Annotated in this window: 22 protein-coding genes and 1 tRNA gene; 9 read left to right on the top strand and 14 right to left on the bottom strand. The window is 70.6% G+C overall.

Annotation, left to right across the window (positions count from 1 at the left end):
• Positions 1-713 precede the first annotated feature (713 nt).
• Positions 714-1,115 (top strand): hypothetical protein, encoded by a 402-nt coding sequence (locus MYF83_RS40785; RefSeq protein ID WP_248966182.1) that lies wholly within the window; start codon positions 714-716, stop codon positions 1,113-1,115.
• Between the two features lie 145 nt (positions 1,116-1,260).
• Positions 1,261-1,398, top strand: a complete 138-nt coding sequence (locus tag MYF83_RS40780; protein WP_248966181.1) for a hypothetical protein — start codon at positions 1,261-1,263, stop codon at positions 1,396-1,398.
• Positions 1,399-1,461: 63 nt separating this feature from the next.
• Here the strand turns inward: MYF83_RS40780 and MYF83_RS40775 are convergent, their stop codons facing one another.
• The gene (locus MYF83_RS40775; RefSeq protein WP_248966180.1) at positions 1,462-3,048 is read right to left on the bottom strand and encodes a bifunctional 3'-5' exonuclease/DNA polymerase; all 1,587 of its coding nucleotides are present in this window, start codon (positions 3,046-3,048) and stop codon (positions 1,462-1,464) included.
• A gap of 123 nt (positions 3,049-3,171) precedes the next feature.
• Here MYF83_RS40775 and MYF83_RS40770 point away from each other — a divergent pair, with 123 nt between their 5' ends.
• Positions 3,172-3,987 carry a UbiA family prenyltransferase gene (locus MYF83_RS40770; protein ID WP_248966179.1) on the top strand — a complete coding sequence of 272 codons (816 nt, stop codon included), beginning with the start codon at positions 3,172-3,174 and terminating at the stop codon, positions 3,985-3,987.
• A gap of 93 nt (positions 3,988-4,080) precedes the next feature.
• Here the strand turns inward: MYF83_RS40770 and MYF83_RS40765 are convergent.
• The 5 genes from MYF83_RS40765 to MYF83_RS40745 all read right to left on the bottom strand — a co-directional run bounded on the left by MYF83_RS40765 (position 4,081) and on the right by MYF83_RS40745 (position 10,559).
• Positions 4,081-4,157, bottom strand: a tRNA-Met gene (locus MYF83_RS40765).
• 115 nt (positions 4,158-4,272) lie between these two features.
• Entirely contained in the window at positions 4,273-7,182 is a 2,910-nt protein-coding gene (locus MYF83_RS40760; protein ID WP_248966178.1) for a UPF0182 family membrane protein, read from the bottom strand.
• Between the two features lie 311 nt (positions 7,183-7,493).
• The gene (locus tag MYF83_RS40755) at positions 7,494-8,537 is read right to left on the bottom strand and encodes a YlbL family protein (protein WP_248966177.1); all 1,044 of its coding nucleotides are present in this window, start codon (positions 8,535-8,537) and stop codon (positions 7,494-7,496) included.
• A gap of 187 nt (positions 8,538-8,724) precedes the next feature.
• Positions 8,725-9,150, bottom strand: a complete 426-nt coding sequence (locus tag MYF83_RS40750) for a molybdenum cofactor biosynthesis protein MoaE (protein ID WP_248966176.1) — start codon at positions 9,148-9,150, stop codon at positions 8,725-8,727.
• Between the two features lie 338 nt (positions 9,151-9,488).
• The gene (locus MYF83_RS40745; protein WP_248966175.1) at positions 9,489-10,559 is read right to left on the bottom strand and encodes an NAD-dependent epimerase/dehydratase family protein; all 1,071 of its coding nucleotides are present in this window, start codon (positions 10,557-10,559) and stop codon (positions 9,489-9,491) included.
• Between the two features lie 82 nt (positions 10,560-10,641).
• Here MYF83_RS40745 and MYF83_RS40740 point away from each other — a divergent pair, with 82 nt between their 5' ends.
• The 3 genes from MYF83_RS40740 (at position 10,642) to MYF83_RS40730 (ending at position 13,661) form a co-directional block, all read left to right on the top strand.
• Entirely contained in the window at positions 10,642-11,967 is a 1,326-nt protein-coding gene (locus MYF83_RS40740) for a zinc-dependent metalloprotease (RefSeq protein ID WP_248966174.1), read from the top strand.
• Positions 11,964-12,527 carry an NUDIX hydrolase gene (locus tag MYF83_RS40735; RefSeq protein ID WP_248966173.1) on the top strand — a complete coding sequence of 188 codons (564 nt, stop codon included), beginning with the start codon at positions 11,964-11,966 and terminating at the stop codon, positions 12,525-12,527. The genes MYF83_RS40740 and MYF83_RS40735 overlap by 4 nt, the downstream gene beginning before the upstream one ends.
• A gap of 78 nt (positions 12,528-12,605) precedes the next feature.
• Positions 12,606-13,661: an endonuclease/exonuclease/phosphatase family protein gene (locus MYF83_RS40730; RefSeq protein ID WP_248966172.1), complete on the top strand. Its 1,056-nt coding sequence runs from the start codon at positions 12,606-12,608 to the stop codon at positions 13,659-13,661.
• Between the two features lie 78 nt (positions 13,662-13,739).
• Here the strand turns inward: MYF83_RS40730 and MYF83_RS40725 are convergent, their stop codons facing one another.
• Together MYF83_RS40725 and MYF83_RS40720 are read right to left on the bottom strand one after the other, a co-directional pair.
• Positions 13,740-14,330, bottom strand: coding sequence for a glycosyltransferase family protein (locus MYF83_RS40725; protein WP_248966171.1), 591 nt, complete (start codon positions 14,328-14,330; stop codon positions 13,740-13,742).
• A gap of 76 nt (positions 14,331-14,406) precedes the next feature.
• Positions 14,407-14,922 (bottom strand): M48 metallopeptidase family protein, encoded by a 516-nt coding sequence (locus MYF83_RS40720; RefSeq protein WP_248966170.1) that lies wholly within the window; start codon positions 14,920-14,922, stop codon positions 14,407-14,409.
• A 210-nt stretch (positions 14,923-15,132) separates the two neighbouring features.
• Here MYF83_RS40720 and MYF83_RS40715 point away from each other — a divergent pair, with 210 nt between their 5' ends.
• From MYF83_RS40715 to MYF83_RS40705, 3 genes are all read left to right on the top strand, one after another.
• A complete protein-coding gene (locus MYF83_RS40715; protein WP_248966169.1) occupies positions 15,133-16,266 on the top strand; it encodes a ThiF family adenylyltransferase in 1,134 nt (377 codons plus the stop codon).
• Positions 16,263-17,606, top strand: coding sequence for an ABC1 kinase family protein (locus tag MYF83_RS40710; RefSeq protein ID WP_248966168.1), 1,344 nt, complete (start codon positions 16,263-16,265; stop codon positions 17,604-17,606). The genes MYF83_RS40715 and MYF83_RS40710 overlap by 4 nt, the downstream gene beginning before the upstream one ends.
• A 98-nt stretch (positions 17,607-17,704) precedes the next feature.
• The gene (locus MYF83_RS40705) at positions 17,705-19,120 is read left to right on the top strand and encodes an alpha-amylase family glycosyl hydrolase (protein ID WP_248966167.1); all 1,416 of its coding nucleotides are present in this window, start codon (positions 17,705-17,707) and stop codon (positions 19,118-19,120) included.
• A gap of 144 nt (positions 19,121-19,264) precedes the next feature.
• On the opposite strand, the gene fxlM is transcribed toward MYF83_RS40705, so the two are convergent.
• From fxlM to MYF83_RS40675, 6 genes are all read right to left on the bottom strand, one after another.
• On the bottom strand, positions 19,265-20,506 hold the full coding sequence (gene fxlM, locus MYF83_RS40700) for a methyltransferase, FxLD system (RefSeq protein WP_248966166.1): 1,242 nt from the start codon (positions 20,504-20,506) through the stop codon (positions 19,265-19,267).
• A gap of 186 nt (positions 20,507-20,692) precedes the next feature.
• A complete protein-coding gene (locus MYF83_RS40695) occupies positions 20,693-20,887 on the bottom strand; it encodes a hypothetical protein (RefSeq protein ID WP_248966165.1) in 195 nt (64 codons plus the stop codon).
• A gap of 53 nt (positions 20,888-20,940) precedes the next feature.
• Entirely contained in the window at positions 20,941-21,210 is a 270-nt protein-coding gene (locus MYF83_RS40690) for a WhiB family transcriptional regulator (protein WP_248966164.1), read from the bottom strand.
• A gap of 129 nt (positions 21,211-21,339) precedes the next feature.
• Positions 21,340-21,672 carry a hypothetical protein gene (locus tag MYF83_RS40685; protein ID WP_248966163.1) on the bottom strand — a complete coding sequence of 111 codons (333 nt, stop codon included), beginning with the start codon at positions 21,670-21,672 and terminating at the stop codon, positions 21,340-21,342.
• Positions 21,673-21,784: 112 nt separating this feature from the next.
• Positions 21,785-22,657 carry an acyl-CoA thioesterase gene (locus MYF83_RS40680; protein WP_248966162.1) on the bottom strand — a complete coding sequence of 291 codons (873 nt, stop codon included), beginning with the start codon at positions 22,655-22,657 and terminating at the stop codon, positions 21,785-21,787.
• The gene (locus MYF83_RS40675; RefSeq protein ID WP_248966161.1) at positions 22,654-24,729 is read right to left on the bottom strand and encodes an ATP-dependent DNA helicase UvrD2; all 2,076 of its coding nucleotides are present in this window, start codon (positions 24,727-24,729) and stop codon (positions 22,654-22,656) included. Before MYF83_RS40675 ends, MYF83_RS40680 begins: the two co-directional genes overlap by 4 nt.
• Positions 24,730-25,044: the final 315 nt, after the last annotated feature.

Raw genomic sequence — 25,044 nt, 5'->3', positions numbered from 1 at the left:
AAGCACGCCGCCAGCGTTCGTCCTGAGCCAGGATCAAACTCTCCAAACAATGTCTGAAGAAATCCCGGCGGACACCACACACACATGTGCGATGCCAACCAAAGGAACCATCCCCGCACCCACAAAAGGCACGAAAGACGGAGATTAATGCATAATCATGCACTGGCTTTTAACACACTGTTGAGTTCTCAAGAAACGGACGCGTACTCCGGTCCGACCGGAAGCCGTGCGGCTCCGACCCGATCCAGGGCGTACATCTCGTTGATTAACTTTACCAGATCCGGACGATCCCTGTCAAATCAGCCGATCTGACGCATACCATCCGAAACCGCTAAGATCCGCACCCTGTCGCCAGGGCAACCCGTCTAACTTACCAGACCAACCGGACAGATGCCGCATCAGCGCATCAACCGGGAGGATCCGGAAGCCAGGGAGCTTGTGGGCACGCCGGCCACCCGTAAGATTTTTTGGATCTCTCGGGGCCTGATCACCGCCCAACGAGGGGAAACTCTAGCAGCATCCCAGGAGTGCCCGACGCCACTTTGGTATCCGGTAAACCTTTCCCGTCCCTCAACGTCCCAAACAGCAGGCGATTCGCGCGCCGGGGCAACCCGGTGGCAAGTCATCCGCAATCGCCAGACGTTACGAAGAGGGTGCGGGACTCCGCTGGCGCTACCCTGGCGCCCGGAACCCCGCCCGTGGAGGTGGTCATCATGACGCGGTCGGAGTTCGACGACATCCGTGCTCACATCGCGGCCGAGGAGGGCGACTCGGACGATCTCCTGCAGATCGCCGGCACCCTGCTGGACGACTTGGAGCAGGCGCGACTGCGCGAAGCGACCCTTCGCGCCCACTATCTGGGCCTGCTGACGGCGGCCCGGGCCACCATGGCCGCGGACGCGATCGGTGACCCCGACCCGCTGACGTTCCTGCGGCACGAGTTGGACAAGAGGGGGCAGCTGCCCGCTGGAGACGAGGACGTCCTGCGTATCCTGTCCGACGTCCGCACGGCGGAGGCGTTGCTTGCCCACTTGGAGCAGCGGCCGACGAACCGTCTCCGGCCGGGGGCTCGGATGCGCCGGTGCGCCGGCACCGCACGCAGACTGCCGCGTTAACGAACAAACCGGAAAATCGACCCAGCAAGCTCACGTGTCGAGATGACAGCCTTTGCCGTGACATGAGAATCGTCCTGGAAGACTTCCCCCCATGTGGACGCGGGGGCTGAACTGGGCGGCTGTCACGTTGGTAGCGGTGTTCGGCATGCTCTGGCTTGGCGTGGTGGTGTTCGCCGCCACGACCACGCCAGGCTGGCTGCGCGCCGTCCAGGTCGTCTTCAGCGTCTGTCTGATCGGCTGGGCGGCCAGGAGATCGTTGTCCTTGATCAAGGCCGTCACGTGAGGCGGGCGCCCGGCCGGTACCACGTCCGTGATCAAGGCGGCGTGCGCCAGGTGCCCGCGTGAGCTATTTGGCATCCCCGTAGCAGGACACCGTCACCGCCTCCATGGGGATGCGCACGGGGGTGTCCCCGAAGAGTAGCCGGGTGGCCTCCTCCGCCGCCCGGCTCACCGCGGCCGACACCTCGCCCACGAGCTCCTCCGGACAGTGGACCATCACCTCGTCATGCTGGAAGAACACCAGCCTGGCGGGTGAGGGCAGCAGCCCGCGGAGCAGCGCCATCAGTGCGAGCGCCCACTCGGCCGCGGTCGCCTGGACGACGAAGTTGCGGGTGAAGCGCCCGCGGTCGCGAGCCGCGCGGCCGCCCTCGGGCCCGGAGACCAGACTCAGCCAGTGGGCCGACGGCGGCGGGCATGTACGGCCGAGCCAGGAACGTACCAGCCGGCCCTCCTCGCCGGCCCTGGCGGCCTCCTCGACGAAGGCATAGGCGAGCGGGAACCTCTGCCGCATGATCGCCAGCAGCTTCGGAGCGTCACCGCTGGTGCCCCCGTACATCGCGGACAGCATGGCGATCTTGGCGTTGTCGCGGGCTCCACCGAACGCCTGAGCGAGGGCGGCGTACAGGTCGATCTCGCCCGCCGCCCGGGCGAGCCCCCTGTCGCCGGCCATCGCCGCGAGGACCCTCGGCTCGAGTTGCGCCGCGTCGGCCACGACCAGCCGCCACCCCTCGTCGGCGACCACCACGCGGCGCATGACCTTCGGGATCTGCAGCGCCCCGCCACCGCTGGTGGCCCAGCGGCCCGACACCACGCCTCCGACGACGTACTCCGGATGGAACCGGTGCTCGCGCACCCACTGGTGGGCCCAGGTCCAGCCATGGAAGCTGTGCAGGCGGGCCAGCTCCTTGTACGCCAGCAGCGGCGCGACCGCCGGGTGGTCGACCTGCTTGAGCACGTGGGACCGGGTCGACGAGACGGCCAGCCCCGCCGACTTGAAGGCCCGGACGATCTGCTGGGGAGAGTCGGGGTTGACGGTCTGCCCGAACGCGTCGCTCACCTGGTCGGCGAGCGCCTGCAGCTTCGCGGGGCGCATGCCGTGGACGGGCCGGGGCCCGAGGAGCTCGCTCAGCAGCTCGTCGTGGAGATCCTCCCGCCAGGGCATGCCGTCATGACCCATCTCGGCGGCGATCAGCGCTCCCGCGGACTCCGCCGCGACGAGCAGGCGGAAGCGGCCGGGGTCCTCGGTGGACTCGATGCGCCTGAGCTGGTCGGCGTACACCTCGCTCACGTCGATCTCGGCCGGCTCGGGCTCGAAGAGCGTGTCCTGCACGGCATGGGGACCCGCCTCGTCGTCGGGCACCGGGAGTCCGTGCAGCCGCGCGTAGGCGGCCGGCGCCGACCTGGGCTCGCCGTACCTGCCTTCGTGGCCGAGGAGGAGCGACTCGGTGAGTGTCAGATCGTGGCAGCGCGCCAGCCGCACGTCGCGGGCGAGCAGGGCGGGGTAGAGCTCACGCGTGTCAGCCCAGATCCACCGGGGACGCGCGGTGTCCTCCAGATCGCGCAGCGCCTGCGCGAGATCGCCGACACGCCTGGCGTCCTCCCCCATCGGGCGGAGCGTGCCGCCGGTCGCGTCCGCCGTCACCGCGATCCGCATAGCGGCAGACTATCCGAAGGCCCCGACACTCTTCGATCACAGGTTCGAGTGCGCGTCCGGGTGCGGATCAGGCGATCTCGGGCGCGCGTTGCGCGAACGAGGCGCGGGGTCGAGGCTGATCGCATGCTCGCGTTGATCAGGGCCTGCCACCCAGGCCCCACGGTGGTCGTCACGGCGGTGGGCTCCGCACTCGCCGCCGGCGTCGGGAGAGGCGCCGGCGGCACGCTGCTGGTCGGCGCGGCGGTGCTCAGCGGCCAGCTTTCGATCGGCTGGAGCAACGACTGGATCGACCGCACGCGCGACCGCGTCATCGGCCGCGCCGACAAGCCGCTCGCGGGTGACGCCGTCGCGCCGCGCACGGTGGCGCGCGCGGCCTTCGCGGCGCTGGTGGCCTGCGTGCCGCTGTCGCTCGCGAGCGGCGTCCTGGCGGGGCTCGTCCACCTCGTGGCCGTCGCCTGCGGGTGGCTGTACAACCTCCGGCTCAAGGCGAGCCCGGCCTCTCCGCTGCCGTTCGCGGCGGCCTTCGGGCTGCTGCCGGCGTTCGTGACCCTGGGCCTGCCCGGGAACCCCTGGCCCGCGTGGTGGGCGATCCTGGCCGGGGCGCTGCTGGGCATGGGCGCCCACTTCGCCAACGTGCTCCCCGACCTGCCGGACGATCTGGCGCTGGGCGTGCGGGGCCTGCCTCAGCGGCTCGGGCCCACCGGCGCCAGGATGGGCGCCGCCGTCCTCCTCGTCGCCGCCTCCGTGGTCATCGCCCTGGCCCCCGAGGACCGGGGAGGCCCGGTCACCGTGGCGGGCCTCGCGGCCGTCGTGCTGGTGCTGGGAGGCGGCCTGCTGGCGGGGCGCGGCGACCTGCGGCGGGCCGCCTTCGCCGTGACCGTCGCGGTCGCCGTGATCGACGTGGCGATGTTCGTGGCGCAGGGCGGCCGCCTGGTGTGAAGGTGAGGCCGGCCCCGCCGGCTCACTCGACGGAGAAATGCACAAAGGCCCGGCCTCCGTTTCCGGAGGCCGGGCCTTTGAACTGCTATTTCTTGGTAGCGGGGGTAGGATTTGAACCTACGACCTCTGGGTTATGAGCCCAGCGAGCTACCGAGCTGCTCCACCCCGCGTCGCCTTGCGTTTAAGAGACTATCGGCCTTGAAGAGCACTGGCAAATCGTCGCGACCGGTGCTGTCCCCGGTCACGGGCCGGGAGCCTGTGGCGGCTCCCGGCCCGGAACGGTGACTACGAGCTCGGCGTCGGCGAAGGCGTTGGGGACGCCGCCGGAGTGGCCGCCGCCGCGGCGGAGGGATTGGGGCTGGGCGTCGCGGACGGCGTCGCCGACGGGGTGCCCGTCCCCTTGCCCAACGCCGCCTCCAGCTCCTTCAGCGCCTCGGCGAGCCGCTTCTGCGCCTCACCGTACGCGGCGAAGTCGCCCTTCTTGATCGCCTCTTGGCCGTCGTCGTACGCCTTCTGGGCGTTGTTGATGGCGGAGGTGAGGTCGGGCGTGACCCCGGTGGGCGTCGTGGGCTGGTCGGGCGTCGTCGGATTGGCCGGCGTCTGCGCGCTTTGGCCGAAGACCTGATCCAGGGCGTCCTTGAGCGTGTTGCCGACGCCGACGTCGTTGCCGAACATGACCAGCACCCGGAACAGCGTGGGATAGCGGGCCGAGTTCTGGACCTTCGGCTGGACGTAGACCGGCTGGACGTACAGCAGGCCGCCACCGAACGGCAGGGTCAGCAGGTTGCCGTTCAGGGTCTCGGTCGTGCCGCCGATGCGCAGGTCGTTCAGGACACTCGCGGCCTTGGTGTCGAAGGCGTTCTGCGCCTGTTTCGGGCCGGGGATCGTCGTTTCGCTCGGCAACTGCAGGATGCGGATCTTCGTATCGGCGCCGCCCGTCGCGTCCACCGCCATGAAGGCCGCCAGGTTGTCCCGGGCGTTGGGCACCATGGTCGTGGTGAGCGAGAACCGCGGATCGGTCTCGTTCGGCATCCTGAGCGTCACGTAGTACGGAGGCTGCTTGGTCTTGGAGCTGGCGGGGTCCTCCGGCACCTTCCAGAAGTCCTGGCCGCCGTAGAACGCGTCCGCGTTGGTCACGTGGTACTGGCCGAGGATGTCGCGCTGCACCTTGAAGAGGTCTTCGGGGTAGCGCAGGTGCTCCATGAGCTGCGGCGAGATCTGGGACTTCGGCTTGATGACGCCGCCGAAGGCCTTCTGCCAGGTCTGGAGCAGCGGGTCCTTCTCGTCCCACGCGTACAGCGAGACGGTGCCGTCGTAGGCGTCGACCGTGGCCTTGACCGAGTTGCGGATGTAGTTGATCTGGTCGCGCGGCTGCTGGGGCGTCAGGAGCCGGTCGGTCGAAGTGTCACGGGTCATGTCTCCGAAGCTGCGGCGCTCGGCGTAGGGGTAGTCCTCCGACATCGTGTAGCCGTCGACGATCCACAGGATGCGCCCGTTCACGATCGCCGGGTACGGGTCGCCGTCGAGCGTGAGGAACGGGGCGACCTGCTGCACCCGGTCGCGCGGGTCGCGGTTGTACAGGATGCGCGACTTGTCGTTGATGGCGGACGACAGCAGCAGGTTGGTCTCGCCGTACTTGCCGGCGTAGAGCATGCGGGTGAAGAAGTTGCCGATCGCGACGCCACCCTTGCCGGTGTAGGTGGTGTTCACCTGGCCGCTGCCCTGGCCGTTGCTGCTCTGCTCGGGGAAGTCGAGCTCCTTGTTCGCCCCGCCCACGATGGAGTAGTCGGGAGAGTGCTCGCCGAAGTAGATGCGCGGCTCGAACTGGCCGAGCCCGTTGGTCGGCGGGATGTCCTTGACCAGGAAGTCGGGCTTGCCCTGGGGGTCGGTCTTGCTGCCCGGGCTCGCGACGAACCCGAACCCGTGGGTGTAGACCAGGTGGTCGTTGATCCAGTTGCGGTCCGGGGGCCTGCCGATCTCGCGGACCGCGACGACCGTGTCACGCGAGACACCGTCGATCTTGTAGCGGTCGACGTCGAGCTGATCGGGGAACTGGTAGTAGCCCTTGATCTGCTGGAGCTGCTCGTAGGTCGGCGGGAGCACGGTCGGGTCGAGCAGGCGCACGCCGGGGATCGTCGAGACCTCGCTCTGGATCTCCTGCTGGGTGCCCTGGGTCTTCGCGCCGTAGGCGGTCACCTCGGCCGACGCGACGCCGTATGCCGATCGGGTGGCCTGGATGTTGCGGTCGATGAACTCGCGTTCCTTGCTCTGCTGGTTCGGCTTGACCTGGAACTGCTCGACCAGCACGGGGTAGACGCCGCCGACCAGGACGGCCGAGAGCACGAGGAGCCCGAGGCCGACGCCGGGGAGCATGCCGCCCGGCCGGACGACTCCGGCGAAGAAGAGGATGGCGCAGATCAGCGCGATGATCGCCAGGATGCTCTTGGCGGGGAGCACGGCGTTCACGTCGGTGTAGGAGGCGCCGAACACCTTGCCGCGGTCGGAGAAGACCAGACCGTACCGGTCGACCCAGTACGCGACGGCCTTCAGGAGCACGAACAGGCCGACGAGCACCGACAGGTGGACCCGGGCGGCGCGGGTGGCGTGCACACCCGGCGACTGCAGCCGGAAGCCGCCGTACAGGTAGTGGACGATCGCCGCGGCGACGACCGAGATGATGACCGCCGTGAACAGGAAGTTCAGCACCATCCGGATGAACGGATAGGTGAACATGAAGAACGACACGTCGTACTTGAACAGCGGGTCGGTCTGGCCGAACGGCATCCCGTTGATGAACAGGAGCCAGGTCTTCCATTGCCCGGCGGTCGAGGAGCCGGTGAACAGGCCCAGCACCGCCAGCCCGACAATGAAGATCATCTTTCGGTGCGGGTCGAGTGCCGCGCGGTAGCGGTCGGCGCCCTGCGAGGAGCCGCCGAACATGCCGATGCCGAACAGCGGGCGCGAACGGAAGGCGATGAGGATGTTGCCACCCACGATGCCGCCCATCAGCAGCGCACCGAAGACGAACAGCAGCAGCTGGGTCACCAGCATGGTCGAGAAGACCGAGGTGTACCCGATCGAGTCGAACCAGAGCCAGTCGGTGAAGACACCGGCGAAGACGAAGAACAAGATGACGATCGCTACGAGCGTGATCGCCACGGGAACGAGAAGTCGCGGCCGGCGGGGCATACGCATCGCCCGACCCGCGCCGGGGTTCCGGAAGGTCAAGGCCCACCCCTAATTTTCACGAGTAACGGTCCGTGTCTGGCAACCTACACCGGTGATGGCGCGGTCACGCTCCGAGCCCTGCGCACGGTCGGGCCACAAGTTGCGGCTGTTTCGCGCGTGGCCGCTCCAGGTGAGAAGCGGCCGGGGGGCAGGCTCGGGGAACGTGCGGCGCCACCGGTCGGGACGCGCACGCTCAGGTGGCCCAACGCCTCGGACGGGCTGCGGGTTCCCAGCCGCCCAGCGTGACGAAATCACCGGGCGGTACGAAGCACAAGCCGTCATGAGGCCGGGCAGCCCGCCACTTGCCCTGAGCCGGTGCGCAGCGCGTCGATCGCCTGGACGGCCTCGTGCATCGTGCTCACCTTCACAAGGCGCAGCCCCTTGGGCACGGCCGGCAGGGCGTCGTCGCAGTTGTCGGCGGGCGTCAGGAAGATCGTGGCTCCGGCGTCACGCGCGCCGACCATCTTCTGCTGAATGCCGCCGATGGGGCCCACCTTGCCGTCGGGCGTGATCGTGCCGGTGCCGGCGATGGACTTGCCGCCCGTGAGCGCGCCGGGCGTGAGCTTGTCGTAGATGCCGAGCGAGAACATCAGCCCGGCACTGGGCCCGCCCACGTCTCCGACGTTCACGTTGACGTCGAAGGGGAACTTGTAGCGGCCACCCATGATCACGCCCACGATGGAGCCGTCCTTGCCGGCGACCGTGCCGACCTGGACGGTCATGGGCTTGCCGTCGCGCACGATGCCGAACTCGACCTGCTCGCCCGCCTTGTGCTTGCGGACTCCGGCCGCGACCTCGTCGATCGTGCGCACCGGGGTGCCGTCGACCGTCGTGATCTCGTCGTTCGGGCGGAGCTTGCCTTCGGCGGGCTTGCCCTTCTGGGTGGAGGCGACGGACACGAGGATCTTGATGGGGATCTTCAGCTCGTTCAGCGCCGCGGCGGTCGCGTCCTGCTGGGAGCTGCTCATCTCCTGGGTGTTCTGCTGCTCGACCTCCTTCACCGACACGGCCTTGGGGAAGATCGTCTCTTCCGGCACGACGGCGACCGTCGGGTCCATCCAGCCGCGCAGCGCGGTGAGCAGGTCGATGTGGGCGTCGGGCCCGCCCTGGTAGGCGACCGTGACCAGGCTGAGCTTGCCCGAGGTGGGATAGGTCTGGTGACCCGAGATGCTGATGACCGGCTTGCCCTTGACGTCACCCAAGGTGTTCTCGGTGGGGCCCGGGCTCAGCGCGACGTACGGCACGGGAAGCAGCGCGCCTGCGCCACCGAGCACGAGCGTGAGGACGCCCGCCATCATCAACGTCAGACGTCGTCGGGACATGGTGGCAACTCTATGCGCTTACCACGGCTCCGGTTACGCGGACACACACAGGGCGGACATCCGGGTCGATCATCACTTCCCCCGCCGCGCGGCCTGGCCGACCGAGGATCGGCGCCCCGCGAATGCCCTGGTCAACGGCCTGAAAGGCGATTGGCGCCCAGATCGGCGGCCGGCGCTCACACCCAGATCAGCCGCCGGCGCCGACCCACTCGGTGGAGCCGTCGGCGAAGACCTGGTGCTTCCAGATGGGCACTTCCTTCTTCAGATCGTCGATCAGGCGCCGCGACGCCTCGAAGGCCTCGCCCCGGTGCGCGGCGGCCACCGCGACGATCACCGCGGCGTCGCCCAGACTCAGCTCGCCCACCCTGTGGACGGCCGCCAGCGCGGTCACCGGGAAGTCGGCGGCGACCTTCTCCGCGACCCGGCGCAGCTCGGCCTCCGCGCTCGGATGGGCCGAGTACGACAGCAGGGTGACGGGCTTGCCGCTGTCATGATCGCGCACGGTGCCGACGAAGAGCGTCGTACCACCGGCCGCGTTGTCACCGACGGCGGCGAGCACCTCGTCCACGGACAGGGGGGTGTCTCGAATGCCCAGCAATCGGATGGCGTTCACGCCCCGAGACTACTGTGCCTGCTTGGCCTCGCTCCGCTCGGCGGGCTCGGGGCGCCTTTGAGGCGGCGGTCTTCGTCGTCGTCCGGGCTCGTACCTCACCCTCCCTCCTCCTCAGACCACCGCCGCACCCCGAGCCGTGCCTGCTTGGCCTCGCTCCGCTCGGCGAGCTCGGGGCGCCCTTGAGGCGGCGGTCTTCGTCGTCGTCCGGGCTCGTACCTCACCCTCCCTCCTCCTCAGACCACCGCCGCACCCCGAGCCGTGCCTGCTTGGCCTCGCTCCGCTCGGCGGGCTCGGAGCGCGCGTTCGTTCGGCCTCGCTCCGCGTGCCTCGCTCTCTGCTTAGATGCGACGTTTGCGGCGGGCTCTGCGGACGATGGCGGCGGTGCCGATCACGGCGACGGTGGCGCCGGCGGCGGTGATCGTGGCCTCCTTGCCCGACAGGCGCCGGCCGACGACCGCGTGCCGTCCCTCGCACAGCTCCAGCAGTTGCTGGAGGGCGGCCTCGTTGGTCCATGCCGGCTTCCACCCGGCGGCGCGCAGCGAGCTGCTGTCGACCACCCACGGGTAGACGACGTAGTGCAGATCCGTCGCGGGGGCCGGGGTGATGCCGAGCCGGTGCAGGCGCTGCGCGGTGCCGAACGTGAGCCCGGCGGGCAGCTCGAAGCGCCGCAGGCCGGACAGCTCCTCGACCTGCTCCATCTCGAGCCACCCGTCGCTGCCCACGTTCACCACCCCGGAGACCTGGCCGAGCGCCGCCAGCTCCAGAGCCGAGACGAGATCCTCCACGTGGCAGAACTGCCAGCGGGGGGCGGAGCCCTTGACGGTGAGCAGGCGCGGAGCCTCGAAGTGGCGCGTGACCACCGTGTCCACCCCCGGCCCGACCACGGCCGCCGGCCGTAGCACGGTCACCTCCAGGCCCGGGTGGCTGCGCAGGCACCGCCGTACGAGGGCCTCGATCTCCAGGTGGTCGCCGACGACGCCGGAGTCGGGCTCGGCGGCGACCGGCGCGTCCTCCGGCAGCGGCACCGGATTGTCCGGCACCGCCCCGTAGACCATGGCGCTCGTCACGAGCACCACCCGCCGCACCCGGGCGGCGGCGGAGGCCGTCAGCACCGTCTGGGCGGCCCGAAGGTTGTACCCCCGGCGGTCGGCCGGGTCGGAGTCGAGCGCGTAGTCGGCGGCCAGATGCACCAGCACGTCCACGTCGGAGATGCGGTTCGCCAAGAGCGGATCTCGGACATCGATCACCCGCCAGGTGACGTCCGGAACGTCCCCACGCTGATCGTCGATCGCCACCACGCGGCGGAAATCCGCAGACGAGGCGACCCTGGAGAGGAACTCTCTCCCCAGACCCGTGGCCGCGCCGGTGACGGCGACGACCGGTGGCCGGAGGCGTTTCGAGGTAGGCACGAGGTCCTCACTTTGCACTGATCCGCCCTACGACGGATAACGTGGCGGATGTGGACTCCTCCATCCTGCACGAGGTAGAGCGGTGACTGACCTGCCAGGTCGCGAAAACGACCCCAACGAGAACCCGTTCGCGATGTTCGGCGATCCGGAGCAGATGGCCGCGGCCATGCGCCAGTTCGCCGACATGCTCTCGGCCCCGGCGGGCTCCGGGCCCGTCAACTGGGACATGGCGAAGAACATCGCCCGCCACGCCGTGGTCGCCGAAGGCGATCCCAGCGTCATGGAGGGGGAGCGCCGCCAGATCGTGGACGCGCTCCGCCTCGCCGACCTCTGGCTGAACGAGGTCACCGAACTGCCGAGCGGGCTGACCACGCCGGAGGCGTGGAGCCGTTCGGAGTGGATCGAGAAGACCGTCCCGGTCTGGAAACAGCTGTGCGACCCGATCGCCGAGCGCATGGTCGAGACCATGGGCGGCGCGCTGGGCGGCGCCGGTCTGGGCGGCCTCGGCGGCGAGGCGCAGGCCATGGCCGCGCAGCTCGGGCCGCTCATGGGCATGATGCGCCAGATGGGCGGCATGATGGTCGGCAGCCAGATCGGCCAGGCCCTCGGCACGCTGGCGCCCGAGGTGATCGGGTCCTCCGACATCGGGCTGCCGCTCTCCGAGACCGCCGCGCTGCTGCCGGGCGGCATCGCCGCGTTCAGCCACGGCCTGGAGATCCCCTCCGAGGAGATCCGCCTCTACCTGGCGCTCAGGGAGGCCGCGCACCACCGCCTGTTCCAGCACGTCCCGTGGCTGCGCACCCAGCTGTTCGGCGCCGTCGAGGAGTACGCCAAGGGCATCACCGTGGACACCGCCGCCCTGGAGGAGCAGATCCGCGGGCTCGACATCAACAACCCCGAGCAGATCCAGGAGGCGCTGAGCGGCGGCGCGCTGCTCAAGCCTGAGGAGACCGAGCGCCAGAAGGCCGCCCTCGCGCGACTGGAGACCATCTTGGCCCTGGTCGAGGGCTGGGTGAGCTCGGTGGTGGACGCCGCCGCCGAGGGCAAGCTGCCCTCCGCCGCCGCCCTTTCGGAGACCATGCGGCGGCGCCGCGCGACCGGAGGCCCGGCGGAGCGCACCTTCGCCACCCTGGTCGGGCTGGAGCTGCGCCCGCGCCGCCTGCGCGAGGCCGCCGCCCTGTGGCAGGCGCTCGCCGCCGACCGCGGCATCGAGGGGCGCGACGGAGTGTGGTCCCACCCCGACCTGATGCCGACGGCGAGCGACCTGGACGACCCCGAGGCGTTCGTCCGGGGCGAGGCGAAGTTCGACCTCTCGGACTTCGAGGGCCAGGCGCCCGGGCAGGAGCCCGGCAAGCCCGAGGACACCGGGGACACCGGGAGCGGGCCCAAGGGGTCCGGCGACGGATGACCCTGCGCGACCAGGCGCGAGCCGCTCTGGACCGGTGGCGCGCGCCCACCGCCGGCGAGGAGTCGCTCCGCGAGGAGTTCCTCCAGCACCTGCGGTCCTATGACGACGCCATGTGGCGGTCCTGCGCGCCGGGCCACCTCACGGCCACCACGGCGGTCCTCTCGCACGACGCGAGCAAGGTGCTGCTGACCTTGCACCCGAAGGCCGGGATGTGGCTGCCCATGGGCGGCCACTGCGAGACCTCTGATGTGTCGCTGGAGGCCGCGGCGCTGCGCGAGGCCACCGAGGAGTCCGGCATCCCCGGTCTCAGGCTTCTCGCCGGGCCGCTCGCGCTCGACCGGCACCAGGTCTGGTGCCATCCGCCGCACAGCTGGCACCTGGACGTCGAGTACGGCGCCGTGGCGCCTCCCGGGGCCGAGTTCGTGATCAGCGACGAGTCGCTGGAGCTTCGCTGGGTGCCCGTGGACGACATCCCCGAGCCGACGGACGAGGCCACCCGCCGGCTCGCCCGCCGGGCGCGGGAGTCGCTTCTCGGGGCAGGCTCCCCTGACTACGTCTGACATCTGGGTTTTCTTCTTGACACGCGGCATGTCGTCTCCGCTTCTTCACGCCGTTCATACATCCGCTGGATAAAGTCGATGGCGTACCACCGAGACATGCCGGGGGATTGGGTGAACATCACGACCGACACACCGGTGGGCGGCGTGATCGTCACCCCGTCTCGCCTGCGACCGCTGCGCCTGCGCGTGCCGGGGAAGCTCGCCTGGCTCGCGGTCACCCCGTTCGCCGCCTGGGCCGTCGCGCGGATCGGCGGCCTGGAACGTGGATCGTTCCCGGCGCAGATCATGACGGCGACGCCGTACGCCGCGGCGGGCTCGCTGCTGCCGCTTCTGCTCTCGCTGCTGTCGCGCAAGAAGGCGGTGACCGCGGTGGCGCTCGCCACCAGCGCCGCGCTGGGCGTCAGCGTGCTGCCCCGCGCGTTCGGGGACGCGCCGGTCGCCCAGGCCGCGTCCGGAGTGCCGTTCAAGGTGATGACGGCGAACCTCTTCTTCGGCCACGGCGACGCGGCGACGGTCGTCGACCTCGTGCGCCGGAACCGTCCCGACGTCCTGAACACCCAGGAGCTCACGCCCGGCGCAGTCGCCGATCTCGACGCCGCGGGGCTGAAGGAGCTGATGCCCTACCGCCTCCTGCAGGACGAGTGGAGCGCGGCGGGCAGCGGCATCTACTCCAGCCATCCGATCACCCCGCTCAACGGGCTCTTCCAGGTGATCGGCCACAACATGCCCGCGGCCAGGCTGAGCCTGCCGGGCGGAGCCCAGCTCGAGATCGTCGACGTGCACACCCTTCCCCCGCTGGGCCGCCAGGTCACCGAGTGGACCGAAGGGCTCCGGGCACTGCCGTCAGGTCCGTCCTCGGGACCGTTCCGCATCCTCGCGGGCGACTTCAACGCGAGCCTCGACCACGCCGAGATGCGGCGGGTGGTCGCACGCGGCTACCGCGACGCCGGTGACACCACCGGCAACGGCCTCACCCCGACCTGGCCGGCCAACAAGCGGCTGCCGGCGATGATCACCATCGACCACGTGCTCGCCGACCAGCGGATCTCGGTGCTCGGCTACCACGTGTACGACGTCCCCGGCACCGACCACCGGGCCGTGCTGACCGAGCTCTCCCTGCCGGCCCAGCGCTGACCTCGCGCATCCCGGGAGCTTGAGCGGTTCGCTCTCACCTCCCGAGCGGACCGCCACCGAGCGCCTGGGGTCGGAGCGTCAGCCGGAGGTGAGCAGGGCCCGGGTGTTGTCCCAGCCCTCCAGGCCGGGGTCCAGCGTGGCGACGTCGGCGGGGCTGCGGAGCCGGTGCCAGCCGGGGCCGGTGGCGACCATGCGGCTCCCAGGGGCCTGCGCGCGGAGCCGCTCGACCACGTCGTGATCGTCCAGGCCGGCCGTGGCCCAGCCGGGGAACGGCAGCCGGGCCGCCATCGCGACCGCGCCCCCGCCGGCGGACGGGCACACCGCGATGGGCGCGCGGCCCAGCTCGCGGAACAGCTTGCCGATGAGCAACGGGGGCAGGTCCGGGGCGTCGCCGCTGATCACCACCGCCTCCTCGCCGTACGGCTCGAGCGCCGCGAACGTCTCGGGGATGCCGGCCGGATCAGAAAGGGAGATCACCCGCGTGCCCGGCCAGGCGAGCTCGTCCAGCCCGTCCACCCCGGCGGCCAGGATGATCGGCCGCACCAGCTCGAGCCCGGCGACGATCTCGTAGGTGTCCTCGGCCAGGGCCAGCAGGAACTCATCGGGAGCGACTCCGGGCGGCGCCCCCTTGCCCATCGCGGGCGTGACGAGAACGGCGGCGAGCCTCATCGTTCCTCCCGCGCGGCGCGGCGCCGTCCGGGGCCGCCGAGTCGCCGCGCCCGCCGGGCGCGGCCGAGTGGGGCTCTCAGCACTCCTCCACTGATCCGTTGGCGGCCATGGAGTAACCCTCCAGGAAGCCGCGGGCGCGCTCGGCCTTCGGGTAGCGCTCCACGAGCGCCCAGAACCGGGGACCATGGCTCGGCACCAGCAGGTGGACCAGCTCATGCATGATCACGTAGTCGACGACCCAGGCGGGCATGCCCCGCAGGCGCGTCGAGAGCCGGATGGTGCCGTGGTCGGGGGTGCACGACCCCCAGCGGTGCCGCTGGTTCTCCGCCCATCGCACGCTCGTGGGCCAGGCCTTGTCGTCCAGGTAGCGGCCGGCGAGCTCTCTCGCCCGCTCGAGCAGGTCATCGTCGCTCGGACGCCTGCGTTGCTCCTTGGCGGCGAGCCGCTCGAGCATCCGCCGGACCCACTGTTCCTCATCCGTCCTGCTCAGCCCGGCAGGCACCAACACGATGGTCTTGTCGCCATCGCGGTATGCGGATACGGTCCGCCGTCGGCGTGCACTCCGGCGGACCTCGACTGTCTCGGGGGGCACATATGAACGGTAGCCGAGAGTTCCCGGATTCCACAGGGGGTGTACCACGTTTTCGCTGGTCAATCCGCGTTCGCTTAATGTTCAGACAACCCAGGGCCCTCATCTGCCCCAGACGGCGTTACGCGCTGTCCCCGGACGGGCACAGAAGTTATCCACAAGTGGGCACGACGGCCCCCGGAGTCACGAGCGTATGTGCCAGGCTGCGCGATCGTGACCTCCCCCACCGATTCCCCCTTCCGCGGGCGGCGCGCCCCGCGGGCGCCCGTGCGGCCCCGGCTGAAGCCGGCGCTGCGCCGTCTCGACCGTGACGACCACACCCTCCAGCTGGGCGTTAACCCGCTCCGTGCGGTCGTGCTCACCGATCTGGAGCCCTCGGTGCGCCGGTTCGTCGAGAGCCTCGACGGCACGCGCACGCTCGACGAGCTGATCGCCCGCGGCGACCTCGACGAGGGCACCATCCGGCGGGTGGTGCGGATGCTGGCCGAGCACGGCGTGCTCGACGACGCCTCGGTGCGGCCCGAGCCCCTTCGCGGGCTGACGGCCGCCGAGCGCGAGCGGCTCGGACCCGACCTGGACGCTCTTTCCCTGTCGGAGGCCGACGCGGGCGACGGCGGGCTCACGGCGCTCGAACGCCGTCGCGCCGCGCACATCCGGGTGTACGGCGCGGGCCGGGTCGGCGCGCAGATCGTCGTGCTTCTCGCCGCCTCGGGCATCGGCCATGTGTGCGTGGTCGATCCCGGCCCCGCGCGGCACGAGGACGTCGTCCCGGGCGGGCTGTCGTTCGCCGACACCGGCCGCAGCAGGGAGGACGGGGCGGTGGCCGCGGCGCGCCGGGTGGCGCCGGGCGTCAACGCCTGGACCGGCCGTACCGCCTCGCAGCCCGCCGACGGGGCCCGCCGTCCCGATCTGGTGGTCCTTGCCCCGGTGGGCCCGCTCGACGGGGTGGTGGCGCGGGAGCTGGTGGCGCTGGGCATTCCTCATCTGCTCGTGACCGCCGGAGAGGGCGTCGGCTCGGTCGGGCCGCTCGTGCTTCCCGGGGTCACCTCTTGCCTGCGCTGCCTGGAGCTGATCCGGCGTGATCGCGATCCGTCCTGGCCGATGCTCGGCGCTCGCCTCGGCGGCTTTCCGGCGGGTGAGATCGCGTGCGACACGGTGCTGTCAACGCTGGTCGCGGCACATGCGACGGGCCAGGTGCTGGGTTGTGTCGACGGCCTCGCGCCCACTGTGACCAATAGCACAGTGGACGTAATGCCTGATTGGCACTGGAAAAAACGCTCCTGGAACGCTCATCCACAATGTCGTTGTAGTCGAAACCAGTTTGGACCGCTAACAATGGTCGCGTGAGTGACTTCCCCCAACATGCCGTGACGCGTTCCGCCAAGCTGGCGACGCTCCCCTTGGGGTTCGCCGGCCGCACAGCTCTCGGGCTGGGCAAGAGGATCGGTGGGAAGTCCGCCGAGTTGGTCGCCCAGGAGATCCAGCAGCGCACCTCCGAGCAGATCTTCCGCGTCCTCGGCGAGTTGAAGGGCGGCGCGATGAAGCTCGGCCAGGCCCTTTCGATCTTCGAGGCGGCGCTGCCGCCCGAGATCGCCGGGCCCTACCGCGCGACGCTCACCAAACTGCAGGACGCGGCACCGCCCCTTCCCGCCTCGACCGTGCATGCCGTCCTCACCGAGCAGCTCGGGGACGACTGGCGGGAGAACTTCCTGGCCTTCGACGACACTCCCACCGCCGCGGCCTCCATCGGCCAGGTGCACAAGGCCGTCTGGCATGACGGCCGGGAAGTGGCCGTCAAGATCCAGTATCCCGGCGCGGGGAAGGCTCTGCTGTCCGACTTCAACCAGCTCGCGAGGCTGGGGAAGCTCTTCGGGGTGCTGCTGCCCGGCCTCGACATCAAGGCCGTGCTGGGCGAGCTGAGAGAGCGGGTCGCCGAGGAGCTCGACTACCTGCGCGAGGCGGAGGCCCAGCACGCGTTCGCCACGGCCTACCACGGAGATCCCGACGTCTGCGTGCCCGACGTCATCGCCGCGAACGAGCAGATCCTCGTCACCGAGTGGATGGACGGCACCCCGCTGTCGAAGATCATCTCTGCGGGCACCAAGGAGCAGCGCGACCGCTCCGGGCTGCTGTTCGTGCGGTTCCTGTTCAGCTCGCCCGCCCGCGCGGGCATGCTGCACGCCGACCCGCATCCCGGCAACTATCGGGTCCTTCCCGACGGGCGGCTGGGCGTGCTCGACTTCGGCGCCGTGAACCGCATGCCGGACGGCTACCCGGACGTCTTCGGCACGCTGACCCGCATCTTCAACAAGGGCGACATGGAGACCGTCGTCCAGGGGCTGCGCGACGAGGGGTTCATCCGGCCGCACATCGAGGTCGACAAGGAGGCGTTGCGCGCCTTCCTCGCCCCGTACGTCGAGCCGACCCAGGTGGAGGAGTTCACCTTCAGCCGTGAGTGGCTGCAGCGGCAGATGGCGGCCGTCACCGACCTGCGGCCGACGAACGTGGTGCGCCAGCTCAACCTGCCTCCGTCGTACGTGCTGATCAACCGCGTCCACGCGGCCGGCATCGGGGTGCTGTGCCAGCTCGGCACCACGGCGCGCTTCCGCGACGAGGTCGTCCGCTGGGTTCCCGGCTTCGCCGACGACGACCCCGACGGCAGGGCCACCGCGCTCGCCGCCTCCTGACCGCACTGATCGCGTAGCCCCCTCACCGGTCCCACCTGACGCACCGGCGCGTGCTCCTGGTGGGTCCCGCGTTCCGGCGACGGAGGATGATACAGAGCATGGGAGAAGGTGGGACCGCAGGAGGACATGTCAGCGACCTCGCCGCCACCGTGAGGGAGCCCCGCTGGGTCGAGCATGTCATCTGGTGGCAGGTCTACCCGCTCGGCTTCGTCGGGGCCGAGCCCGCCACCGAGCCCGCCACCGAGACGGTTCGCCATCGGCTGGACCAGATCGCCGGCTGGCTGGACTACGCCGTGGAGCTCGGCGCCTCCGGGATGGCTCTCGGGCCGGTGTTCGCGTCGGGGACGCACGGCTACGACACCGTCGATCACTACCGCATCGACCCCCGTCTCGGTGACGCCGGCGACTTCGCCCGGCTGATCCGCGCCGCGCACGACCGTGGCCTGCGGGTGCTGCTCGACGGCGTGTTCAACCACGTCGGCCGCGACTTCCCCGCCTTCCGCCGCGTCCGCGAGCTCGGGCCGTCGGCGCCGGAGGCGCACTGGTTCCGTCTGACATGGCCGGAGGACGCGGGGCCGGGTACCGAGCCGGAGTACGTGACGTTCGAGGGACACCACGGCCTGGTCGCCCTTGATCACGCCCAGCCCGCGGTCGCCGACTACGTCACCGATGTCATGTCCCATTGGCTCGCCGCGGGCGCCGACGGCTGGCGGCTGGACGCCGCCTACGCCGTGCCCCCGCGGTTCTGGGCGGAGGTCCTCCCCCGGGTGCGCGCGAAGCACCCCGAGGCCTACTTCGTCGGCGAGGTCATCCACGGCGACTACCGCCAGATCGTCCTGGACGCCACCCTGGACTCGGTCACCCAGTACGAGTTGTGGAAGGCGATCTGGAGCTCGCTCAACGACCGGAACCTCTTCGAGCTCGCGTGGGCGCTGGACCGGCACAACGCCCTGCTCGACACCTTCGTGCCGCTGACCTTCGTCGGCAACCACGACGTCACCCGGATCGCCAGCGCGCTGACCGACCCGCGTCACCTGCCGCACGCCCTGGCCGTCCTGCTCACCGTCGGCGGCACCCCTTCGATCTACTACGGGGACGAGCGGGCGTTCCACGGCGTCAAGGAGCACCGGGCCGGCGGCGACGACGCGATCCGCCCGGCCTTCCCCGCCGAGGGCCCGTCGGGTCTCGCGCCATACGGCCGGCCCGTCTTCCGGCTGCACCAGGACCTCATCGGGCTGCGCCGGCGCCATCCCTGGCTGCACCGCGCGCGGACCCGGCCGCTGCACCTGGCGAACCGCCTCCTCGCTCTGGAGGTCACCTGCGGCGAGCATCGCCTCGTCACCGCGCTCAACCTCGATGACGACCCGGCCGAGCTGGAGATTCCGGGAGTCGACCGGGTGCTCGCCGGGGACGCGGCCGTACACGATCAAGGGACCCCCGCCGCCCGGGTCACGCTGCCCGCCCACGGCTGGGCCGTACTGGCCGACCGCGATCCCCTATCCCGCGCCGGCTGACCGAGATCGCCGGTTGACCGAGATCGCCGGTTGCCCCAGAGCGGCGGCTGACCCAGAGCGGCGGCTGACCCAGGCGGACGGCTGACCCAGGCGGATGGCTGACCGAGATGGACGGCTGACCGAGGTGGGACGGCGCCGGGAGTGTCACGCCAGTGCGGGCCAGGAGAGGGCCAGCCTGGTGTGGGTCTTGTCGATGACCGTGCCGGCGTCCAGGCGGCCGTCCCGCGTCGAGATCGGGTAGGCGTCGATGCGCAGGCCCTGGGCCGTAGGCCGGCCCGCGGCGTCCCACGCCCGGACCTGCGCGACCAGGCCCGCGGCGAGCTCGTCCCCGGCCGGGCCGTACCCGGCGACGATCAGCTCGAACGCCTCCGGCCCCGGCCCCCTGCGCAGCAGGGCGAGGCCGCCGTCGCCCAGGACGCCGGCCGTGAACTTGTGCCCCTGGACGGCGAGCGGCGTGTCGCCGAGCAGGTCGCAGGCGTCGGCACCGAACAGCGTGCACCAGGACGGCTCGCGGATCGCCAGCCACAGGGCGAGTCCGCCGAATATCTCGGCCGCGCCCACCACGACGCCCGTGTTCCGCTCGATGGCGGTGGCGGCCAGGCGCGCGCGCACGGCCTGGGGGTCGATGTCGTGCCCGGTCGGCGACTCCAGCGTCAGCTCCGACTCCCGGTCCAGCACGTGGGTCCGCTCCGGGCCGGCCGCCGTACCCCTGATCCGCATGAAGCCGCAGGGCCTGATCGACCGGCTGGTCCAGTGGTCGTCCTCGCGCTCCATCGCCACCGAGCACTGCACGCCCCGCAGGTCCAGCGGGACGACGATGCGCCCGTCCGGCACGAGCTGATCCAGCCAGGCGGGCGCGAGGTCCCAGACCCCGACCGTGGCGATCACCCGGTCGTACGGCGCCCGCTCGGCGAAGCCCTCGGCTCCGTCGGCGCACACGACCCGCACGTCCGGAAACCCGGCGTCCAGCAGGTGGTCCCGCGCGGCGTCGGCCACGTCCTGGTCGATGTCCACGCTCACCACCTCGCCGCCGGGCCCGGTCAGGTGGGCGATCAGCGCCGCGTTGTAGCCGGTGCCCGCTCCGATCTCCAGCACCCGCGCGCCCGGCTCCACGCCGAGCTGGTCGAGCATGATGCCCATGATCGTGGGCTGGGAGGAGGAGCTGATCGGCCGGCCGCCGGCGTCGCGCTTGGTCACGATCGCCTCGTCACGGTAGGCGGCCTCCGGCGGGGTGCCGGGCAGGAACAGGTGCCGGGGGACGGCCCGCAGCGCCTCGGCCACCGCCGCGCCGGCCACCTCGCCGCGCGTTCGCACGTACTCGGCGAGGCTCCGCCGCAGGGCCGCGAGGTCGGGGCCACCGCCGTCCGGGCCGGGTGAACCCGCCATGGTTCCTCCTCGCCGTAACCGCCATGGTGTCCGGAGGTCTCCAGCGAACAGCAAAAGGGCGGATCCGGCTATCCGGATCCGCCCTTCTCACGGGTGACTCTCACATCAGAACGGTGGACGCTCCACGAGGTACGCCGGCCACGGCCGCCTGCCCGGCCGGCACGAACATGATCGCGTCACGCGGTGCTAGGCCATGCGGGCGAGCGCCTGCCTCAGACGTACGGAGGCGCGTTCGGCCTGCCTGCGCGCTCGATGCACGCGCTGGAGGCGCAGGACCAGACGCTGCTCTTCGGCCTCGCGGTGAAGGGTCTGTATTCGGTCCCGCACCAGTTCTTGATGCATATAGGGAATCTCGCTGCTCCAGGAAGGGAGGTAGCTCATCAGAGTGGTCCTTTCGGGTGGGTGATACCTGGTGAAAAGTCTGTGCTGGTGGATCAGGCTGCGACCGGGGTCTTGCGGGGACGTCCCCGCGGCCTCTTCCTCGGGACGACGGCTCCGCGAAGGACGAGTTCCCCGCCCCAGACGCCCCAGGGCTCCTCGCGCTCCAGCGCGCGGGCCAGGCAGGCCTTCTGGATCGGGCACCCTCCGCAGAGGGCCTTCGCGAACTCGACGTCGTCAGGGGACTCGGCGAACCACAGGTCGGGGTCGGTACGACACGGGATATCGGCTTCGTCGACCAGGTCCATGGTCGTCCAAACCGCCATCTGCGTCACCTTTCTGTCTGCTGTTGATCTGGTCGTTTACCTCGTGGGTGGTCGGACGTGGCGGCTGTGAAAAACAAGAAGGCCGCGGATCCTGGTACGGATCCGCGGCCTGGAGGCTCTTTCAACCGGTCAGGTTATGACCGGTTGCCTCCAGGGTGGCGGACCCTGCACCCCACCATTGGCGGTGCTCGTGGTCTGCGGGTCGCTGACCGGACGGCCGAAAGCGGCCGCGTGGTCGGTGACCATGCCGGTGGTGCCATAGGCGAAGGCGGCCGCACCCAGGCGGACGCGGGCAGTCTTCTCCTGGCGGAGTTTCGCTGCGCCATCGACGGTGAGGCCGAAGGCGGGCATGGTGATCGGAGCGATGGTGCTCCGGACAGCCGTGCCGGAAACGGCGATAGGCATGCCGCACAGGGACGCGAGCCACGGCGTGGCGGACGTCGACATCTCAATCTGCTTCACTGGGCTCACCTCCCTCTCGGATGCGGGGTCGGACGATGGCTCGTCCGACCGGCTTGTGCACGACTCTAAACGTGGACCGGGGAACCCGGCAACATATTTTCTACCTGCGATTTCACGGATTCGCGACACGAATCATGCACTCCTGCACGACCGACACCGCGAGGTCTCCCGAGGCGGTGAACATCTGCCCCTGGGCGAGCCCCCGCGCGTTGCCCGACCACGGCGACTCCTGGGCGTACAGGACCCAGTCGTCGACCTTGAGCGGCCGGTGGAACCACATGGCGTGATCGAGGGACGCGCCGACGACGTTCGAGGCGCCCCAACCCAGGCCGTGCGCCAGCAGCACGGTGTCGACCAGCGTGTAGTCGGAGGCGTAGGCGGCCAGCACCACATGGAGCAGCGGGTCGTCGGGCAGGTCGGCGTCGTAGCGGAACCACACCTGCGTCTCGGAGCCGCGCAGCGAGGGATCGTTCACCGCCTCCCAGGTGAGCGGCGTGACGTGGCGGGCGTCCACCGGGCGGGGCCTGGCCAGCCAATCGCGCCACTGCTCATCGTCGCCCAGCAAGTCGCGCATGCGGTCCTGGAAGAGCGGCAGCGTCTCGGGATCGGGCACCGTGGGCATGTGGGCCGCCTGGTGGCCGACGCCCTCCTCGTGGATGTGGAAGGACGCGGACATGGTGAAGATGGCCTTGCCGTGCTGGACGGCGACGACGCGCCGGGTCGTGAAGGATCGGCCGTCCCGGACGCGCTCGACGTTGTAGACGATGGGGATCGCCGGATCGCCGGGGCGGATGAAGTAGGCGTGCAGCGAATGCACGGTGCGGTCGGAGGGCACCGTGCGCCCCGCCGCGACCAGGGCCTGAGCCGCCACCTGGCCACCGAAGACCCGCTGGATGCGCTCTTCGGGGCTCCTGCCCCGAAAGATGTCACACTCGATCTGCTCCAGGTCGAGCAGGTCGAGGACCTCCTTGAGCGCCTGGTTCACGTCACTTCCCCTCCGCGGCAGATCTCCAGCACGGCCTCTCCGTACCGCTCCAGCTTGACGCGGCCGATGCCGGCGATCGCGAGCAGATCTTCCTCGTTCGTGGGGACCCGTTCGGCCAGAGCCTGCAGCGTAACGTCAGTGAACACGACGTAAGTCGGCACCTTTGCCTCTTTCGCCGCTTTGGTACGCCAAAGCTTAAGCCGCTCGAGCAGCTCCTGGTCGTAGTCGGCGGGGCAGGTGGCGCAGCGGCCGAGCTTCTGCTCGGCGCCCACGGTCAGCGTCTTGCCGCACACCCGGCAGGAGATCGGGGCGGCGAGGCGGGCCTGGCCGGGACGGCGCTCCTTGCGGTCCCGGACCGGGGAGCCCGGGCGGCCGGCGGGCGTGGCACCGCCGGTGAGGCCGTCGAGGAACCGGGACGGGCGCCGCGCCTTGCGTCCCCCGGGCGACCGGGCGAGCGCCCACGACAGGTGCAGGTGGGCGCGGGCCCGGGTGATGCCCACATAGAGCAGGCGCCGCTCCTCCTCGACCTGCTCCGGAGTCTCGGCGTAGATGATCGGCAGCATGCCGTCGGTGAGGCCGACCAGGAAGACGGCGTCCCATTCGAGGCCCTTGGCGGCGTGCAGGGAAGCGAGGGTCACGCCCTCGATCGGCGGCGCGTGCTGCTCGGTGGCGCGGCGCTCCAACTCGGCGACGAAGCGCGGCAGGTCGCCCCCTTCGGCCGCGATGTCCTCCGCCAGCTCGGCGAGGGCGTTGAGCGACTCCCACCGCTCCCGCGCGGCGCCGCCCCCCGGAGCCTCGGCCGTGAGGCCGATGCCGGCGAGGATGCCGTGAACGGCCTGCGCGAGCGGCTCCGCGTCGTTGGCCGAACGGGCCGCGCCCCTCAGCAGCACGACGGCCTGCCGAACCTCGGGCCGCTCGAAGAACCGCTCGGCGCCGCGCAGAAGGTAGGGCACCCCCACCTGGGTGAACGCCTGCTCGTACAGCTCGGACTGGGCGTTGACCCGGAACAGCACCGCGATCTCGCGCGAGGGCACGCCCTGGGCGATCAGCTCCTTGACGCGCGCGGCGACCGCCCCGGCCTCGGCGGGCTCGTCGTCGCACTCGGCGAACACCGGCTTCGGCCCTTCGGGCCGCTGCGCGACCAGCTCCAGCCGGTGCGGCGTGCGCGCCTTGGCGAGCACGCTGTTGGCCAGGCCCACGACCTGCGGTGTCGAGCGGTAGTCGCGCACCAGCTTGACCACCGTGGCCGAGGGGTGCTCGACGGCGAAGTTGGTGAGGTAGCGCGGGGTGGCGCCGCTGAAGGAGTAGATGGTCTGGTTCGGATCGCCGACGACGCAGATGTCGTCGCGCCCGCCCAGCCAGGTGTCGAGCAGCAGCTTCTGCAACGGGTTGACGTCCTGGTACTCGTCGACCACGAAGTAGCGGTACTGCCGGCGGATCTCGGAGGCGACCTCCTCGTGCTCGGTCATCACCGCGGCGGTGAGCTCCAGGATCGTCTCGAAGTCGACCAGGTGGCGCTGGCGCCTGAGCGTCTCGTACGCCTCATAGAGGTGGGCGACCTCCTGGGCGGGGATCGGCGGCGTGCGGCCGGCCTTCGCGGCGAGCGCCGCGTACTCCTCCGGGACGGTCTGGGTGACCTTCGCCCACTCGATCTCGGCGGCGACGTCGCGCAGCTCGCCCCGGTCGGGGTTGCGGCGCACCGTGCGGCAGGCCTCGATCAGCAGGGGCAGCTTGGACTCCACGACTCTGGGCGGCTCGCCGCCGATCACGCGGGGCCAGAAGTAGGTGAGCTGGCGCAGCGCGGCGGCGTGGAAGGTGCGCGCCTGGACGCCGTGCGCGCCGAGGGAGCGCAGGCGCTGCTTGAGCTCGCCCGCGGCGCGTGTGGTGAACGTCACGGCGAGCACGCTCTGCGCGTCGACCACGCCCGTGCGGACGGCGTGAGCGATGCGGTGGGTGATCGCCCTGGTCTTGCCCGTGCCGGCACCGGCGAGCACGCACACCGGGCCCCGCACCGCCTCGGCCACCTCGCGCTGCTCCGGGTCGAGCCCGGCGAGGGCGTCTTCGCGCTCCAACTGGGCCTCCTAACGTGCGATCCAACGTGCGATGCGGACGGGTGTGCTGGCATCATCCTTCCAGCAGCGAACCGTGCGCGTCGCTTCGCATGTGCACAACCTGGGTCCATCCGCCTGCATGATCTACGCTTTTGGTTGAGCACGGCGGGGCGTTCGCGCGTGCACAGGTGGGACAATTGCTCCACAATGGGGTTGCCATGAGTACGGGGAAGGAAAAGCCCAGTGAGAAGCGCGGTAACGGTGGGGTCGCTCGCTCTGGCCGCGGTCCTTATCGCACCCGCTGCCGCTCTGCCGGCAGGTGCGACCACCCCGCCG

Origin of the sequence: Sphaerisporangium perillae (genome assembly GCF_023276435.1) — a bacterium.
Classification (GTDB): domain Bacteria; phylum Actinomycetota; class Actinomycetes; order Streptosporangiales; family Streptosporangiaceae; genus Sphaerisporangium; species Sphaerisporangium perillae.
This window is presented reverse-complemented; position numbering and strand designations above follow the sequence as displayed.

Excerpts from the sequence above, each read along its gene's own strand:
- MYF83_RS40705 (WP_248966167.1), top strand. The coding sequence starts at position 17,705 with ATGGGAGAAGGTGGGACCGCAGGAGGACATGTCAGCGACCTCGCCGCC.
- MYF83_RS40695 (WP_248966165.1), bottom strand. The coding sequence starts at position 20,887 with ATGAGCTACCTCCCTTCCTGGAGCAGCGAGATTCCCTATATGCATCAA.
- MYF83_RS40770 (WP_248966179.1), top strand. The coding sequence starts at position 3,172 with ATGCTCGCGTTGATCAGGGCCTGCCACCCAGGCCCCACGGTGGTCGTC.
- MYF83_RS40780 (WP_248966181.1), top strand. The coding sequence starts at position 1,261 with ATGCTCTGGCTTGGCGTGGTGGTGTTCGCCGCCACGACCACGCCAGGC.
- MYF83_RS40725 (WP_248966171.1), bottom strand. The coding sequence starts at position 14,330 with ATGAGGCTCGCCGCCGTTCTCGTCACGCCCGCGATGGGCAAGGGGGCG.
- MYF83_RS40735 (WP_248966173.1), top strand. The coding sequence starts at position 11,964 with ATGACCCTGCGCGACCAGGCGCGAGCCGCTCTGGACCGGTGGCGCGCG.
- MYF83_RS40775 (WP_248966180.1), bottom strand. The coding sequence starts at position 3,048 with ATGCGGATCGCGGTGACGGCGGACGCGACCGGCGGCACGCTCCGCCCG.
- fxlM (WP_248966166.1), bottom strand. The coding sequence starts at position 20,506 with ATGGCGGGTTCACCCGGCCCGGACGGCGGTGGCCCCGACCTCGCGGCC.
- MYF83_RS40760 (WP_248966178.1), bottom strand. The coding sequence starts at position 7,182 with ATGCGTATGCCCCGCCGGCCGCGACTTCTCGTTCCCGTGGCGATCACG.
- MYF83_RS40690 (WP_248966164.1), bottom strand. The coding sequence starts at position 21,210 with ATGGCGGTTTGGACGACCATGGACCTGGTCGACGAAGCCGATATCCCG.
- MYF83_RS40755 (WP_248966177.1), bottom strand. The coding sequence starts at position 8,537 with ATGTCCCGACGACGTCTGACGTTGATGATGGCGGGCGTCCTCACGCTC.
- MYF83_RS40785 (WP_248966182.1), top strand. The coding sequence starts at position 714 with ATGACGCGGTCGGAGTTCGACGACATCCGTGCTCACATCGCGGCCGAG.
- MYF83_RS40730 (WP_248966172.1), top strand. The coding sequence starts at position 12,606 with ATGGCGTACCACCGAGACATGCCGGGGGATTGGGTGAACATCACGACC.